This is a genomic window from Emticicia agri, assembly GCF_004168285.1.
GTDB lineage: Bacteria > Bacteroidota > Bacteroidia > Cytophagales > Spirosomataceae > Emticicia > Emticicia agri.
The window spans coordinates 36,529-53,817 of the sequence record NZ_SEWF01000007.1 but is presented as its reverse complement, the minus strand read 5'-3'; the positions used below and the strand labels follow the sequence as shown (position 1 = coordinate 53,817).

14 protein-coding genes are annotated in these 17,289 nt (G+C 36.8%); 9 read left to right on the top strand and 5 right to left on the bottom strand.

Annotated elements, in window-relative coordinates; genetic code table 11:
* The first annotated feature begins 69 nt into the window (after positions 1 to 69).
* Positions 70 to 885 carry a purine-nucleoside phosphorylase gene (locus EWM59_RS06410; protein ID WP_130020122.1) on the top strand — a complete coding sequence of 272 codons (816 nt, stop codon included), beginning with the start codon at positions 70 to 72 and terminating at the stop codon, positions 883 to 885.
* A gap of 53 nt (positions 886 to 938) precedes the next feature.
* On the opposite strand, the gene EWM59_RS06405 is transcribed toward EWM59_RS06410, so the two are convergent.
* Complete coding sequence (locus EWM59_RS06405) at positions 939 to 1,922, bottom strand: sugar phosphate isomerase/epimerase family protein (protein ID WP_130020121.1); 984 nt, start codon at positions 1,920 to 1,922, stop codon at positions 939 to 941.
* Between the two features lie 156 nt (positions 1,923 to 2,078).
* Between EWM59_RS06405 and EWM59_RS06400 the strand changes: the two genes are divergently transcribed.
* Positions 2,079 to 3,269, top strand: a complete 1,191-nt coding sequence (locus tag EWM59_RS06400; RefSeq protein ID WP_130020120.1) for a class I SAM-dependent rRNA methyltransferase — start codon at positions 2,079 to 2,081, stop codon at positions 3,267 to 3,269.
* Between the two features lie 88 nt (positions 3,270 to 3,357).
* Here the strand turns inward: EWM59_RS06400 and EWM59_RS06395 are convergent, their stop codons facing one another.
* Positions 3,358 to 3,867, bottom strand: a complete 510-nt coding sequence (locus EWM59_RS06395) for a cupin domain-containing protein (protein WP_130020119.1) — start codon at positions 3,865 to 3,867, stop codon at positions 3,358 to 3,360.
* A gap of 83 nt (positions 3,868 to 3,950) precedes the next feature.
* Between EWM59_RS06395 and EWM59_RS06390 the strand changes: the two genes are divergently transcribed.
* The 3 genes from EWM59_RS06390 to folB all read left to right on the top strand — a co-directional run bounded on the left by EWM59_RS06390 (position 3,951) and on the right by folB (position 7,040).
* Complete coding sequence (locus tag EWM59_RS06390) at positions 3,951 to 4,877, top strand: WD40 repeat domain-containing protein (RefSeq protein ID WP_310587834.1); 927 nt, start codon at positions 3,951 to 3,953, stop codon at positions 4,875 to 4,877.
* A 192-nt stretch (positions 4,878 to 5,069) separates the two neighbouring features.
* Positions 5,070 to 6,605: a DivIVA domain-containing protein gene (locus EWM59_RS06385; RefSeq protein WP_130020118.1), complete on the top strand. Its 1,536-nt coding sequence runs from the start codon at positions 5,070 to 5,072 to the stop codon at positions 6,603 to 6,605.
* A 54-nt stretch (positions 6,606 to 6,659) separates the two neighbouring features.
* The gene (gene folB, locus EWM59_RS06380) at positions 6,660 to 7,040 is read left to right on the top strand and encodes a dihydroneopterin aldolase (protein ID WP_130020117.1); all 381 of its coding nucleotides are present in this window, start codon (positions 6,660 to 6,662) and stop codon (positions 7,038 to 7,040) included.
* Positions 7,041 to 7,054: 14 nt separating this feature from the next.
* Here folB and EWM59_RS06375 read toward each other — a convergent pair whose 3' ends face one another.
* Positions 7,055 to 9,046, bottom strand: a complete 1,992-nt coding sequence (locus EWM59_RS06375) for a M1 family metallopeptidase (RefSeq protein WP_130020116.1) — start codon at positions 9,044 to 9,046, stop codon at positions 7,055 to 7,057.
* 272 nt (positions 9,047 to 9,318) lie between these two features.
* Here EWM59_RS06375 and EWM59_RS06370 point away from each other — a divergent pair, with 272 nt between their 5' ends.
* Positions 9,319 to 10,398 (top strand): aldose epimerase family protein, encoded by a 1,080-nt coding sequence (locus EWM59_RS06370; RefSeq protein ID WP_229239292.1) that lies wholly within the window; start codon positions 9,319 to 9,321, stop codon positions 10,396 to 10,398.
* A gap of 310 nt (positions 10,399 to 10,708) precedes the next feature.
* Positions 10,709 to 12,178, top strand: a complete 1,470-nt coding sequence (locus tag EWM59_RS06365; RefSeq protein ID WP_165372115.1) for a hypothetical protein — start codon at positions 10,709 to 10,711, stop codon at positions 12,176 to 12,178.
* 88 nt (positions 12,179 to 12,266) lie between these two features.
* Here the strand turns inward: EWM59_RS06365 and EWM59_RS06360 are convergent, their stop codons facing one another.
* Entirely contained in the window at positions 12,267 to 12,827 is a 561-nt protein-coding gene (locus tag EWM59_RS06360) for a DinB family protein (RefSeq protein ID WP_130020113.1), read from the bottom strand.
* Between the two features lie 5 nt (positions 12,828 to 12,832).
* Positions 12,833 to 13,132: a GNAT family N-acetyltransferase gene (locus EWM59_RS06355; RefSeq protein WP_130020112.1), complete on the bottom strand. Its 300-nt coding sequence runs from the start codon at positions 13,130 to 13,132 to the stop codon at positions 12,833 to 12,835.
* Between the two features lie 293 nt (positions 13,133 to 13,425).
* On the opposite strand from EWM59_RS06355, the gene EWM59_RS06350 reads away from it, so the two are divergent.
* Together EWM59_RS06350 and EWM59_RS06345 are read left to right on the top strand one after the other, a co-directional pair.
* Entirely contained in the window at positions 13,426 to 14,199 is a 774-nt protein-coding gene (locus tag EWM59_RS06350) for a LytR/AlgR family response regulator transcription factor (RefSeq protein ID WP_130020111.1), read from the top strand.
* Positions 14,200 to 14,204: 5 nt separating this feature from the next.
* Entirely contained in the window at positions 14,205 to 17,228 is a 3,024-nt protein-coding gene (locus EWM59_RS06345; RefSeq protein WP_130020110.1) for a ligand-binding sensor domain-containing protein, read from the top strand.
* The last annotated feature ends 61 nt before the right edge of the window (positions 17,229 to 17,289 follow it).

Below are 17,289 nucleotides of genomic sequence, written 5' to 3'. Positions count from 1 at the left end.
GCTCTGAGAGTCGTGCTTTTTTAGTTTTATTTCGTACCTTGTCTATACAAACAATTTTGTACCGTACTCATGCTTAAATTTATTGAAGAATCTACCGCTTATATACAATCGCAGATAGGTGATTTCAGACCCCAGTTCGGAATCATTTTAGGAACAGGGTTAGGAAAACTGACAGAAGAGATAGAAGTTGCTTTTACACTTAATTATAGTGATATACCCAATTTCCCTTTGGCCACGGTTGAGTTTCATAAGGGGAAACTTCTGTTCGGGGTACTGAATGGCAAAAAAGTAGTGTGTATGCAAGGCAGATTTCATTATTATGAAGGCTATTCGATGCAGCAGGTTACTTTTCCGGTGCGGATAATGAAGCTTTTAGGTATTGAAAGGCTTTTTGTGTCAAACGCTGCCGGAGGGTTGAATCCTACCTATAAAGAAAGTGATCTGATGATTATTGAAGATCATATTTCTTTATTTTTGCCCGAAAACCCACTAATGGGCGAGAATATCATGGGTGAGCGTTTTCCGGATATGAGCGAACCTTATGATATGGTAACGGTGGAAAAAGCCTTGCTGATAGCTACACAAAATGGACTGGAGGGTATTCATAAAGGGGTATATGTGAGTGTTGCAGGGCCAAATCTTGAAACCAAGTCGGAATACAGGTTATTGAGGATGTTAGGGGCAGATGCAGTAGGCATGAGTACAGTGCCGGAAGTAATTGTAGCCAGACAAATGGATATTCCGGTATTCGGTATTTCTGTTATTACAGATATGGGGATTCCGGAAATTTTACAAAAAGCAGAATTGAGCAGAATTCTTGAAGCTGCCCATAAAGCAGAGCCAACCATGACTTTTATAATAAAAGAAATCATCGGTAGTCTATAATGGTAACTATAAAGTCAAAAAGGGCAATTAATTGCCCTTTTTGACTGCTGATACTACGCAAAAACTAAATTTTTCATATAACCTGCATTAGTTTCTGCTGCTTTCATTGGCGTGGTGCCATCAAAACGTTCTTGTTCAACAATGAAATAATCTACTCCGTTTTGTTTAGCTACATTCAATAATCTTGGAAAATCGATTTTACCTGTGCCTATGGTAGTTGAGAATGAGAATAGAGGGTCTTTTACTTTTTCTTTCTCTGTAATTTCGGCTACTTTTACATCCGGTAATATATCTTTTACATGTACCAGGCGGAAACGGTTTTTATATTTAGTCAACCATTCTTCCGGATTTTCGCCCGCAGCTACTAACCAATATAAATCTGCTTCAAAATCTACTAATTTAGGGTCTGTACCCTCTAATAAAATGGTTTCGGGCAGAGTACCATCTGCGAATTTCTTGAATTCAAAATTATGGTTGTGGTAAGCAACACGCAAACCGGCTTTAGCGGCTATTTCTCCCTGACGGTTCAGACCCTCAGCCGCTTTTTTCCACTCGTCCTCTTTCTTCAACTCACCTAAGAATGGGTTAATCAGATATTTCATGCCTATGCTTGCGGCATCGTCAACTAATTTTTTAAACTCTCCCTCTGTCTCTTTCTTCATGGTATAATCCGGATTACAGTGGGTACTTATCAGGTTGCTACCAATATCATCCATTAAGGTTTTAAATTCTTTGGCGGTCATGCCCCAGAAAACACCTTTGTCGCCCTGAAAACTCTCAATTTGTTTATATCCATAACTTGCCAATGCTTTCAATACGCCTTTTGGATCTTTAGCAAGGTCTTCTTTTACTGTCCATAGTTGTATGCCAAATTCTTTTACTGAAGGTTCTGCTACCATTGAGGAAGTAGCTGTTGAATCGGTGCTTTTTTCTTCGGTTTTTGATGAAGGAGTACATGACCATAATTGATTTGCTAATAGAGGAGTAGCTGCCAACAGGCCTGTATTGCGTAAAAAATTACGACGGTTTAGTTTCATAGTGCTTTAAATGATGTTAAGGGGTTAGAAACAAATTCTACTGTAATCAGAGTACTATTAAAGGAAAGTAAATGTAAATATAAAATCGTAAAAAGGTTTTCTTTAAGCATGATATTTTCTTATTTTGTAGATGGAACATGAATTAAACAGGAGAATATGTACGCAAAGGTATTTTTACAAGCAGGCAAAGAACAGGTAGTTAAGCGGCTACATCCTTGGGTGTTTTCAGGAGCTATTGCCAGAATAGAAGGACAACCTAACGATGGAGATATAGTAGAAGTCTGCGATAAAAAAGGAAATTATTTAGCTACGGGGCATTTCTATAAAGGAAGTATTACGATAAAAATTTTCTCGTATGAACAGGTTACAGTTGATGAAGATTTCTGGTACAACAAGTTGAAAATTGCCTATGAACTCAGACAAATTATTCAATTGGGTGATAATACCACCTGTTATCGTCTGACTCATGGCGAAGGAGATGGGTTTCCCGGATTAATTTTAGATTATTATCAGCAGGTGATTGTATTTCAGGCACACACGATAGGAATGTGGCTGGAGAAAGAAAAGATAGTGAATGCCCTAAAAAGAATTTATGGCAATACTCTGATGGCTATTTATGATAAAAGTGCAGAAACATTGCCGGAGGAGTTTGCCCGAAATGTAAGTAATACTTATTTATTTTCTGTAGAACCAACGAATCACCTGTTACCGCATCCGGTATTAGAAAACGGGAATAAATTTCTGATTGACTGGGAAACAGGCCAAAAAACAGGATTTTTTCTGGATCAGCGAGATAACAGGGCTTTATTGGCAAAATATGCCTCAAACAAAAAGGTGCTGAATGCTTTCTGTTATTCGGGAGGGTTTTCTATTTATGCTTTACAAGCAGGTGCCAGATGGGTTCATTCAGTAGATGTATCTAAAAAAGCCATTGAATTAGTCAATCAGAATGTAGCCACTAATTTTGGAGAGATTGATAATCATGAAGCTTATGCAGAAGACTTCATGAGTTTCCTGAAAAGAAATGACCAGATTTATGATTTAATAGTACTTGACCCTCCGGCCTATGCCAAAAGTATAGCTAAACGCCATCAGGCTGTGCAGGGTTACAAAAGATTGAATGTTGAGGGTATCAAACGTTTAGCTAAAGGAGGTATTCTTTTTACTTTCTCTTGTTCACAAGTAGTTGACAGAGAACTTTTTTATAATACAGTTGTTTCGGCAGCATTGGAAGTAGGCAGAAAGGTAAGAGTATTGCATCATCTGACACAAGGAGCAGACCATCCGGTAAATCTTTTCCACCCGGAAGGAAGTTATCTGAAAGGTTTGGTATTGTATGTGGAGTAGATTTACCTTACGTTTGCTTTAAATCTAAAAGCAAACGTAAGGTAACAAACGATTTCCGTAACGACGGACCGTTCAATCGTGATACATATTAACGACCGAAATCGTCTTGTACACGCACTATATCATCTTCGTTTGATGGGTTTTCAGGGTCGGTGTGTTGCCATATTTCGGCAATAATTCCCCATTGGTCAAGACCAATCAAACGATGTCTTTCGCCTTGTTTCAGGTTGATGATAGTTCCTAATTCTAAAGTTTGTAATTCATTTTCTTCGTCTGTTTCACTGGTAACCACCCCGGCAATTCCACCGACAACTTTCCAGATTTCGGCTCTGCGAAAATGGTATTGCCAGGATAGACGTTTATCTGGAGCAACTACCAAAATTTTCGGACTTAATTTTTGTCCTATACCAAAATCGTTAATACTTAAATGAGGGAAATATGTTTCAATAAATTTAGGTGCCTGCGATTCATCTAAAACGAAAAAACCTCCCCACGGACGACTCTTGTCCTGGTTGGCAATAGTGAAGCCCAAATCGGTAATTACTTTTTCTACCTCTTTAAAAACGACGTTTTTTTCTGTATGAGCCGAAAAATTCATGAGATGAAAAGATTAATGGATATATTTAAGAATTAGTTTTGCAGGCAAAATTAAATATTGTTACTAAACTATTAGCTACATGATTGAAAAAATCGTGTGATGCCATGATACAAGTTGAGAAAATAGATACATTTACCGGGCATAGAGATTGTGTGTATGCCTTAGAAAAGTCAGGAGAAAACCACCGTTTTTTTTCTGCTGCGGGAGACGGCTTTGTTGTAAGGTGGAATCTGCAAAAGCCTGATGTTGGTGACCTGATTGCCAAAGTGAAGAACTCGGTATATGCTTTAGCTTATTTACCACAGCATAACCATTTGTGGGTTGCGCAGAATCAGGAGGGAATTCATGTAATTGACTTAAATACCAAACAGGAAATCCGGTCGCTTAAATTAGCACCTTCACTTTATTTTGATATTCAGATTTACGATAATCAGGCATTTGTTGCTGGTGGCGATGGGGTAATATCAGTGATTGATACCGAAAATTTGAGTTTTCGTAAACACTTGAAGGCGGCTAACGTGAGTGTGAGATGTCTGGCGATTAATCCGGTAGAACGGGAATTAGCGGCAGGATATAGCGATAATACGATTAAGATATTTGATTTAAAGACTTTTGAACTGAAAAAAGTAATTCCTGCGCATAATAACTCGGTATTTAGTATCAGGTACTCTCCTGATTTTACATTATTGTTATCAGGCAGTAGAGATGCTCGTTTAAAAATCTGGAATGCCGAGCGTGATTACAGTTTAGAAGAAGAAATTGTTGCTCACACTTTTGCCATCAATCACCTCTCGTTTAGTCCTGACGGTCAGCGGTTTGTAAGCTGCAGTATGGATAAATCTATTAAGGTATGGGATACAGAAAAGATGAAATTATTAAAAGTAATTGACCGTGCCAGACATGCCGGACACGGAACTTCCGTCAACAGGGTTTTATGGTCAGATTTTGAAAATCAGATTGTTTCCTGTAGTGATGACCGTACAATTTCGGTATGGAAACTGCACGAATAGAACCTTTCAGTAAAAAAAATATAATCAAAAAGCTAACAAAACAGTTATAGTAGAAATAGTTTAAGAGTTTTGAAAAAATACCGATTTTATATAGTGCTTTTTCTTGCAAAATCGAAGAAAAAACCTCAAATAAGGAGTACAGATAGTTTTTTTATTAATTTTGCCTTAATCTTTCCATAAAACATTGACAAAATGAAAATTACACCGCTCGAAATACGCCAACATGAATTTGAAAAAACTTTCAGAGGCTACAACATCGAAGAAGTTGATAATTTTTTAGCAAATCTCTCGCAGGAATGGGAACGCATACTTAACGAAAGCAAGATGCTCAGAATGCAACTTGAAATGGCTGAAAAAGAAGCAAGTAAGCTTCGGGAGATTGAAATGACTTTATTTAAAACGCTTAAAACCGCAGAAGATACAAGTACAATGATTACTGAACAGGCTAATCAGCAAGCAGAGAAGCATATTCAGGAATCTAAGCAAAAAAGTGAGCAGGTATTACAGGAAGCACATGCTAAAGCCGACGAAATATTGCGAGAAGCCCAAACCAAAGCAAAATATATTAAAGAAGAAGTATTGGGTGAAGTAAAACTGTTAGAAAGAGATTTCAAAGCAATGGATCTATATAAAACCAATTTACTGGTTCAGATGCGTACGCTTTCTAATGCTACATTGGACCATGTACAACGATTTGAAGATAAATTTGATAAAGAAGGTATCAATAAGAAAATTCAGGAGGCAGCAAATATATTGTCGGATGGTAAAGAAGTACAGAGCATTGCTGAAGAAGAACCGGAAGTGCCTGAAACAGAAGCAATTGTTGAAGAACTGAAGGAAAGCATAGAGACTCCTGCGGAAGTAACGCCTGAACCAACCTTAGAAGAGGAAACTGCTGAAGAAATTGTTGAGGAAACAACAGCAGAAGAAGAACCGCAAGAAGAGGTTGAGCAAACATTGCCTGTAAGCAGTAGTGAAGAAAAAGAAGAACCGGAAGAGATTGAAACTGAGCCATCGGCTAATGATATTATAGAAGAAGGCCCGGAAGAAGAAATTGATCAGTCTGAAACCATAGTAGAACACCCACAAGCGCAAGAACCTGTTGTACAAAAAGCGACGTCAGTAGAAGAGAGAGGGTCAGATAAACTGGAGATAATTGAAGGAATCGGGCCAAAGATAGCTATGCGTTTGTATGATTCAGGTATATTTACTTTCAAAGATTTAGCGACTACGCCTGTTTATAAAATTCGTGAGATACTGGAAAATGCCGGGCCTGCTTATGCCATGCATGACCCAAGTACCTGGGTAGAACAGGCACTATTAGCTGCTGAAGGCCGTTTTGAAGAATTAGAAGAGATGAAAGACAGGTTGGTAGGTGGTAGAATTGTGGAGGATGTGGAAGAACGGGGTATTGAAAGCAATGTTGCATTTTTTGATACTATTGGCGAAACTCAAACAGAGATAGAAAACAAACAACCGGAACCTCCGGTCAATAAAGTTGAAGTTCCAAAAACAGAGGAAGCCAAACCTGCCACAGACAACAATATTGAATCTATTACCGAAGAAATGCTTGAAAAAGTAAATAAGGTAAAAGCAGCTATCAGAAAAGCAATGGTTGAAAAGGCAGATAGCCCTGCTAAAGATAGTACCCCATTGCCGACCGTGAATGATGTGATTGGTAAAAATCATGACAATAATAGCGGTAGTTCATTCTTTGATAATATTTGAAATATTCAGAATAAATATATCATCACCTATAACAGTAATTGATTAGTTGAATTTATGGGAATAATCTCGCTTGAAGGCTTAGAGTTTTTTGCTTATCATGGTTACTATGATGAAGAGCAGAAAATGGGCAATAAATATTCGATTGATATTGCTATTACGGCCGATTTGAATCGTGCGGCTCAGGAAGACAGATTAAGTTTGACAGTTAATTATGAAGTGGTTTATGCAATCATAGCAGATGTGATGAAAATAAAACACAGGTTGTTAGAACACATTGCTTACAAAATAATTGAAGCGGTTAAGGAGCAATTTCCTGAAATTCAGCAGATTACTGTAAATGTATCCAAATTCAATCCGCCGATAGGTGGGGTTTGTGAACGCTCAAAAATATCAATTACTACACCTTTCAGCCTTCCTCCTGTTGAAGAAGGCTGAAAGATTGATTACTACTAATTGGCTTGTGGAGCACTATATCGGGTTGGTTTCCACTGATTATTCTTAGCATTTACATCAGGCAGTTTTCCATCAGGGTCAACTGTTACCGATTCGATAGCCGAGGTAGATGGGTATTTAAAACTCCATGAACTGCCACGTTGCCATACTTCTACAGGTAAATCTACTCTTTTGGTAGTACCATTAGATTCTTTTATTTCAACTACAACAGGCATCGGCATTTTTTCAACATTTTCAATCGTAATCACTGAACCCTTTGTAGCATCCTGCTGAATATAGCTCACGTCTTTTACACCCTGGTCTATTTTCCAGTCGTTTACGTACCAGCCTTTCCAGAACCAGCCTAAATCTTCGCCTGCGGCATCTTCCATTGTTCTGAAGAAATCCAAAGGGGTAGGGTGTTTAAAAGCCCAACGATTTACATATTCCTTGAAAGCATAATCAAAACGTTTTTCCCCCAATACTAAATCTCTCAGCATTGTCAGACCAAAACCCGGTTTTACATACAATGCCAAACCTATATTGTTGTTCTGAATCACATCAGGAATGTTCATGATTGGGTCACGGTCATAGAAATAGGGTGCATACTGGCGTGCATTTTCAGGCTGATAGTATTCGCCATTATTAAAGTTTTTAGTAGAGAGCGTATTAATAAAAGTATTGAAACCTTCGTCCATCCAGGCATATTTTCTTTCATTACTACCCACAATCATCGGGAACCAGTTATGCCCAAATTCATGGTCGGTAACACCCCATAGGCTTTCGTTTTTATCACGGTAGCTGCAAAAAACAATACCCGGATATTCCATACCTGCTACTATACCTGCCACATTTGTTGCCGATGGGTAAGAATATTCGTAAATATATTTAGAGTAAAACTCAATACAACCTTTTACGTATTCGGTAGAGCGGTTCCAACTGTCGTTGGTTGCACTTTCAGTCGGATATACCGATTGAGCAATAGAAGTTTTACCACTTGGCAGATTGATTCTGGCAGCGTCCCACACAAAAGCTTTTGAAGATGCCCAGGCTATATCACGTGCTTGTTTACATTTAAACTTCCAGGTTAGTGTGCCACTGTTACGAGGTCTTGATTTAGCATCAGCTACTTCTTCTTTACTTCTAATAATAACAGTTTTATCGCTGTTTTTAGCCTCATTGAATCTTTTGATTTGTTCAGCAGTGAGTACTTCGCTTGGATTCGTCAATTCGCCTGAACCTGCTACAATATGGTCCCAGGGCACAGTAACGTTATACTCAAAATCGCCATATTCTAAATAAAACTCTCCTGCACCAAGATAAGGCAGCGTGTTCCAGCCCTCTACATCATCATAAACAGCCATACGTGGATACCACTGTGCCATTTCATAAATAATTCCGCTTTCGGTTTCTTGTTTACCCATTCTATCAGAGCCATAACGAGGAACTTTGAAAGAATAGCTTATTTTTATTTTTAATTCTTCTCCGGTTGTCAGTGGTTCAGATAACCGTATCTGCATACGGGTATCATCAATCAGATGTTCGGCATATACTGAGCGATTTGATGATTTTTTACCTGCCGTAACTTTTTTTTCTGCACTCACAAATTGTACTGTATAGCCACCCTCAAACCCTGTATTGCCGAAACGTCCTCCTACAATAGCCGTTGTTTTGCCCCCACGTGAATGGTCGTTGAACTGATTCTGGTCTAACTGGAGCCACACAAAAGGGAGTTTATCGGGACTGATATTTTTATAAGTTATTTCTACCTCTCCTGTAAGCGTATTGGCCGTTTCATCAAGCTTAACATTTATTTTATAATCTGCTTTGTTTTGCCAGTAAAGCGGCCCCGGTGCTCCGGTACCACTCCGGAAAGCAGTGCCGGGCATAAAATTAAATAAAGGATTAAACGCATCTCTGTGGTCGTATTTTGAAGCAGAGGGAGTTTGAGCCTGAGTTATTTGAGTGACAGCAAAAAGGCTGGCAATAAATATCTTGCGTATTTGCATATTTTGAGTGAGAGATAATATGGGTTTAAAAATTTACAATAATGTTCAATTAACGGTAAAGATAGGCTTTTCGTTTAAGGAGAGAGGTTAAAATTAAGAAATGTTTATTGAACAAAGTTTCAATATAAGAGTTTTTGTGTAATATTGGCAATCAAAATCAACCCCCTTTAATAATTATGAATAATTTTAAAAAGCAGTCCAAATTGTTTTTGGCAGGAGCCCTGTTAATGTACACCAGCATTGCCTGTCAGTCTAAAAAGAGGGAAAATACTATGGAAACAACGAAAACAGAAGCATCTATTACAAAAGCACCCTGGGGAAAATTGCCTGACGGACAAGAAGTGAGCCTATATACGCTTAAAAATGCGAAAGGCATGGAAATGAAAATAAGTGACTATGGTGGGTTGATTACACACTGGACAGCACCTGATAAAGAGGGTAAATATGAAGATGTGGTATTAGGGTATGATTCATTGTCGGGTTATTTAAAATCAAGTCCTTTTTTTGGTGCATTGGTTGGTAGATATGGTAATCGAATTGCCGGAGCGAAATTTACTTTAGATGGCAAAACTTACAATTTATTGAAAAATAATGGTCCTAACCACCTACATGGCGGCAAAATAGGCTTTGATAAAGTAATCTGGAAAACAGAAGAACTAAAAGATGGCAGAATCGGATTGAAATTGAATCATGTAAGTAAAGATGGTGATGAAGGCTACCCGGGTAACCTGAATGTTGAAATAACGTATGTGTTAACAGATGATAATGCACTTGAAATTAACTATACGGCTACTACTGATAAAGCTACTGTTATTAACCTGACTCAACACTCTTATTTCAATCTGACAGGTGGTAAAACAGACCATTTAGGACATGAAGTAATGATTAATGCTGACCATTTTTTACCAGTTGACGAAACATTAATACCCACAGGAGAGTTAAAAGCAGTAAAAGGCACAGTTTTTGACTTTACAACGCCAAAAGCAATTGGTAAAGGAATCAATGATTCAACAGATGTGCAGATAGTAAGAGGAAAAGGATATGACCATTGCTGGGTGTTAAATCAGCCTAAGAAAGATGAATTGATCTTAGCCGCATCGGCTTATGAACCAACATCGGGTCGCTTGATGGAAGTGTCAACTACTGAGCCGGGTGTACAGTTTTATACCGGAAACTTTTTAGATGGGTCAATTACCGGAAAAAATGGGGTAGTGTATAAGAAGCGTTCGGGCTTTTGTTTTGAAACAGAGCATTTTCCGGATTCACCAAATCAGACCAAATTTCCGACAGTAGTGTTACGTCCGGGAGAAACGTATAAGACTACCACGATATATAAATTTTCGAGTAAATAAAAAATAACCTGTTTTTCAATAAAAGCCTGTATAAACCAATTGATGCAAAAAAAAATAAAGAAAACAGTCAGGAGCGAATAACATTATCTGTTAGTTTTTGTTTTTAAATTAAATAATTACCATTTTTGCGGGAAATAGTCTCGTAACTATTCTCTAAAACACCTTATAGAGACCTAAAAACTCACAAAACCTAATAGATAGAAATAATTTTTTCCTAAAGAATCCGTTTCTGTCACTTTAATTTAAATAAATTATTTTTGTATCCGATTTGGATTAGAAATTTATTCAGACACTTTAAAAATCTAAAAAAATGAAAGCTTCTTCATTTAGAATTCTCACACTTGTGGTATTATTACCGTTGTTGGGGTATGCCCAACAGAACCCAGCGCCTAGTCAACCACAGAACCCTTGTAACACATTACCTTATAAAGTTTTCCAAGGTAATTCAGATTCAAAAAGGGTTGTTTTGAACAGACTTGGCACCAGCCCACAATTTGGAGAAATTCCTAAACATACGGCAGAATCTGCTTATAGCCACCTGAAGAGGGTTTATGGAAGAAATCAAAGAGGCATCAAGAAAGAGATGGATGATTTATTGATTGCTTTAGGTTATACCGGATTCAACGACCCTGCGTTTACAGTAAGTACTATCACCCCTGAAATTCTTCCAAAAGGAGCTACAGGTTGGATGGGTGCTTATGCCAAAGGTCATAAATACGTATGGTCAGAGTTAGGAAGAGATTTTGAAACTTTCAAAATAAAAGCGAAAACAGGTGATTGCTACATCTACATCATGAAAAAATGTGGTAATGCTTTCCATATTCCTTCTTATTTCCCTTATCTACCTCCAACCCCGCCTGTACCTCCGACCGTTTGTGTTGAGCAACAGGTAAGTATTACTGCCAAAGGCGAAATCTCAAGTGGTGATGTAATGAATGCCAGCAAAACAATGGAGATTATAGCCGTGAACGGACAGAAAGGTCTTTGCTTAGGTTCATATCCGGTAGCTTCTCGTGCCACTTATGATTTCAATGTAAAAGGTGAAATGTCTTATTCAAAAACAATTCCTGTTTGTGTTGACCAAGGTGCAGCAGCTCCTGCAGCAATGAATCTTACTTTGCCTTTGAATTTGGATTACAAAATCACAAAATCAGAAGTGATGGTAGGTGAAGGAGATAAAATTTATCTTAATGTTGACGAAAAACAATTTAAAGCATTAGGTAGAGCTTATAAAGACTGCCCAGTGAGTGCAAGCGCAGCTACTGCAAGTACTCAGACTTTCGAGAAAAAAGTTTTATCAGATAGCCCATCAGATGTTGTTATCGGAACAGCAGGTGCCGCTAAATGTGCTGACCAAAAAGTTAATTTTATTGGTAAAACTGAGATTCAGGATGGAAGCATTAAAGGTGCAAGTAACAGCGTAACTATCATTGGTGTGTACAAAAAAGAAGGTAAACTTGCTAAAGGCGAAATGCCAGAAAAATACCTTTGCTTAGGTTCATTCTCAGTACCTGTTAAATCAAGCTATGAAGTAGTTACTTCTGGTTTAAGCAATGTGTCAAAAATCTTCAGAGTGTGCGATGCTAACGGCAATCCACTTCCTGAACAAAATGTAAATGTTCCTGTAACATTGACTTATAACTTTACAAAACAAGATGTAATGGTTGGTGATTACAATAAATTATATGTAACCATTGATGAAAAACAATACAAACAACTTGGCAAGTCTTACAACCGTTGTTGCAAAGATGGCAAAGAAGGTTCTTGCGTAGAAAAATAAGAAACAATTGGTTACAACATAAAAATGCCCTGTAAGTTTTTCTTGCAGGGCATTTATTTTGTATGGGATAGTTTCAGATTCAGTAATTTTACCAACCTATATAGCCTATCGGTGTTACACCATTCAGACGTAAATAACAGATGGCTTGTCCACGATGGTGAATAATATGATTTTCTAAAGCATATAATAATCTCCATACAGGAATTTTGTCTCCGGCGTAGACTTCCATCTGTGCTAATTTATCGGGTTTTGTTTCCATCACAGTCTTTTCAACCCAGGCATAAAAACCTTTTAATTCGGCTTCCAATTCTGTTTTCGATAGTTTTGCCCAATAACCATTTTGCTTTTCCTTTTCATCGTATGGATTAGGCAGGTTTAGTCGGCCGCAAATCTGGGATGTGGTGAAAGTAATACAATGAACAAACTGAGTCCGGAAAGAGAAAGATTCAGGGGTATATTTAAACTCAAACTTATCTTCAGGCATCTGGTTGAAGATTTTCAACGTATAATCTAATGAACTTTTCCAGGCAGCACTAAACTCGTCTTTAAAACCCAAAAGGTCTTTTTTATCGTCACTCTTTGCCAGAGCAGGCAAGCCTATCAATGTTCCGAATAAGGATTTTAAGGCATTTTTGCGTGATATATTCATTATATTTAAACGTTAAAACCGGATGCTAATAAGTGTTTATATTGTTCATAATTCTTACGAACATAAGCAGCCATAAAAGGGCATAAAGGCATTAATTTTAGGCCATTTTCTTCGGCATATTGTAAAGCATTTTTTGCTAGTAAACTTCCCAGTCCTTTTCCTTCTAATTCTTTCGGTACTTCAGTATGGGTAATAACTAAATCTGTTTTGGTTTGAATGTATTCCTGATAAGCCATATCGTGACCGATATTGATGAGAAAGAGGTTGTCATCCGGCTGGTGCTTAACTGTATGGGTAGTTATCATTTGCGGTTTATAAGATATAATGAAGAACTAAAACGATATAAAATTACAGATTTTTCTGAAAAGAAAATGTTTTTTGGCTATTTACGACAAATTAAATAAGGAAAGAATTAATACATCAGTCAAGCTGTTTTAACAGGCACTACCGACTGAAATTGGCGAGTAATAAAAACGGCTCAATACAAATCTGCTACGACTCAATGGCATTTTTGTGTCATTCAATATTAAATTATTGTATTTATCTTCAATAAAACCCTTTTTTACCCTTACTTTAAGGCGACATAAAAGCAATACCAATGAATGCTATTATTATAGAAGATGAAAAACTCGTGGCACGGGAATTAGTGGCCAGCATAGAAGAAATAGAGGCAGGTATCAATTTGCTTGAAATTTTGGGCAGCGTGAAAACTGCTATGCGGTGGTTTGCCGAAAACCCTGAACCTGACCTTGTATTTGCCGATATTCAATTATCAGATGGGGTAAGTTTTGATATATTTGAAAAATTTAAACTTACCTGTCCAATTATCTTTACTACTGCATATAATGAATATGCTATCAGGGCCTTTAAAGTAAACGGCATTGATTATTTGTTGAAGCCTGTTGAATTAGACGAGCTGCAAAGAGCGATAGATAAGGCAAAGAGTATCATCAAAAGCAAATCTAAAGTAGCACTTGACTTTACTAAACTGGTAGAGGCTTTGAGTAGTTCTAATAGTAGCAGGATTACCTATAAAGAGCATTTTTTAGGTAATCTGCGTAATAGTTTAGTCCCTGTAAGAACACAGGAAATAGCTTGTTTTAACCGGGAAACGATTAATTTTTTTGTAACAAAAACAGGGGAGAAGTATATACTTGAGATGGACACGCTTGATGAAGTAGAAGTTTTGCTTGACCCTGATATTTTTTACCGGGCTAACAGACAGATGATTATTAATATTGATGCGATTCAAAGCGTGAAAAGCATGACTAATGGTAAGCTCATACTTAAACTTAAATCACCTAATCATTCTTTTGAAATAGACATCAGCCGTGATAAGGCTCCGGTGTTCAGACGTTGGTTAGAAAAATAAAATTCATGCTTCAGAAGACGTGTTGTATAGTTTTTACAGTACTTATTTTTTGTGTGGCTTCATTCGCACAAAAGAAAGTTTCTTTTGTTTTTTCTCATCTGAACGAGTCTACAGGTATGCCGAGTAACTCTGTCTATAGCTCTTTGCAGGACAGAGATGGCTTTATATGGCTTGGTACTACAGATGGACTTCTACGTTTTGACGGGAGCCATTTTAATGTATTTAAAAGTAATTATAAAACGCACAATTCATTAGCTCATAACTACGTAATAGATTTATTTGAAGACAGCGATGGTATCATCTGGGCAGCCACTGCTTATGGATTTTGTTATTTCGATAAAAAGAAATTAGAATTTGTGAGTTTTTTGGAAGATGATTTGGGGAAATTCGGTCGTTGTACTTCTATTGCCTGTGATGATTCAGGTAATGTCTGGGTAAGCGGAGAAAACTTTATCTGCTCGTATTCTAAGAAAACGAAAAAGTTTACAAGATATAAACATCAATCAGGCGTGCCCGGCACTGTTTCTTCTAATGAAACTTCTGTTTCTTCTATTGCAAAAGACCCTGTGAATGGTAGCGTTTGGGTATCTACCGTGAAGGGATTAAATTATTATGATGCAAAGAAGAAACAATTTTTTAATTATCTGAACAATCCGGAAAAGATTCCGGTATTTGATGATGAGTGGAAAGGCGCTATAAAAATTATAGGGAAAAAGCTTTATTGTTATGGCATGAAGCTTAAAAAATTAATTATCTACAACCTTGAAACAAAGCAAATAGAAAGAACTATCACATCTGAGGCATGGCAAGGATTAAAGGTCTTGTTAACAATGATGATTGATAAGAATCAGAATATCTGGATTAGTTTTTATGATAGTGCTTACTATATTGATTCTTCTGGTGTGCCAAAAGAAATAGAGTATGATTCTAATAAAAAAACATCTATTGGAGGGAGGTATTTTTCTACTATATGGCAAACTGATGATGGAACTATATGGATGGGTACAGCTGCAAAGGGGATTTCTTATACTAATCCGGATAAAATTTTCTACAAAGTTTATAGCGTTCCTTTTATCGATACGCTTACGCTTGTAAAACGTGAATATGAAAGTTTTAATTCTTTTGCAGAAGCTGAAGATAAAACCTGGTGGTTGGGTACCTGGAGCAGTAAATTGATTCATTTTGACCCTGTAAAGAAAACAACTGAAATATTTTCAATTCCTGTGACCAAAACTCCCGGGAGGGTTAAATATATACATAGTGTTTGCGATTCCAAAAATGTTGTTTACGTGGCAGCACAAGAAGGCGTTTTTTATCTGGATAAGAGAACCAGAAAAGTATCAGCCTTACCTTTACCGCCTAAAATAGACCTGAAGTCAACAGGAACAATGGCTATTCAACTAATAGGTGATTATCTTTGGGTAAGAACTGATGCAGCAACTATTTTTTCTTATCACATCAGTCAGAAAAAATGGAAAGAGTATTATTTACCTCATAATGTTCAGAAAGGCTTTTATACAACAAGGTTTTTTTTGGAACTTGATCGTAAAGGAGAATTATGGGTAAACTTATTTCCTGAAGGATTAGCGAAGTTTTCGGAAAAGAAACAAGCGTTCGTTGTTGAAAAAATCAGTAATCATCATCCATTTGAAGAATGGTTTTATCAGTTCAGAAAAGATTCGCTGAATAATTTCTGGATTCCAAGTTTAGGATTCGGCCTGGTAAAATATGATACTCAGAAGAAGAGATATCAGAACTGGCGGGAAGCAGATGGATTAATTTCTGATAACTGTGTGGCTGTTTGTCCGGATGAGTTTGGTCAGATATGGACGTGTAGCTTGAATAAGTTTTCTATTTTTAACCCTATCAACAACCAGTTTCAGAATTTTAAGATACCTTATAATGAGGGTGAAATTGATTACCGCAATTTTATGTTCCCTCTGAAAAATAAGCATATACTGGCTCTGCAGAAAGGCTATCTGATAGAGTTTATGCCGGAAAAAGTAGCGAGCGAAGTTCCAAAGAGCCCGGCATTAATTAGTAGCTTGCAGACTCCGGATAGTACTTTTTTTATTAATTCTGAAACGAAGAAGATTGCCCTGAATGCCACACAGAGTAATTTCAGCATCAATTATTCTGTATTGACTCCTTATCAGGAGCAATACAAATATTATTATATGTTAGAGGGGTATGATGAAAACTGGGTGGCCGCAGATAATAAAACAACTGCTAATTACACTAAAATCCCTGGTGGTGAATACGAATTTAAGGTAAAAACGGTTGTTAACAATAAATCTATTGAGGGGAAATCTCTTATCATAGAAGTGGATACATTTTTTTATAAAACCAAATGGTTTTTGTGTCTGATATTATTGATGATAGTTGGATTGGGATTTGCTTTTTACAGGTATAATGTTCAGAAGACGGCTGAGGTGCATCATTTGCAGATTCAAACTACAAGATTACAGAAAGATAAAACAGAAATACAGTATCAGAATCTTATTAACCATCTGAATCCACATTTTTTGTTCAATAGCCTTACTTCATTAAATAGCCTGATTGCCACTAATCCCAAGCAGGCGTCAAAGTTTTTGAAGAGACTTTCATTAATTTACAGATATATTTTACAGAATAAAGAAAAAGAACTGGTTAGTCTTGAAGAAGAAATTGCTTTTGTTCAGAATTATATTGACTTACAAAAATCAAGATTTGAAGAAGGTTTACAGGTTTCGATTCAAATTCCGGATGAATATCAAATGTATAGGATTGTTCCGGTAACGCTTCAGAATCTATTAGAAAACGCTATAAAACATAATATTATAGAAGATGAAAGCCCGTTATTGATTGCTATTTATGTAGAGAATAATTTTTTAATTGTTGAAAACAACCTTCAGAAAAAGCATTATGTAGAAACATCAAATAAACTGGGTTTAACCAGCCTGCAAACACTTTATCATTACTTATCTAATCGCAAATTAGAAATTAATGAAACTAACGATAAGTTTACCGTAAAAATACCACTTCTATAGTAATTAAGAACTGAGATAAATAGTGGCATAAATATTTTATACTAAAAAAGAGAATTGTAGT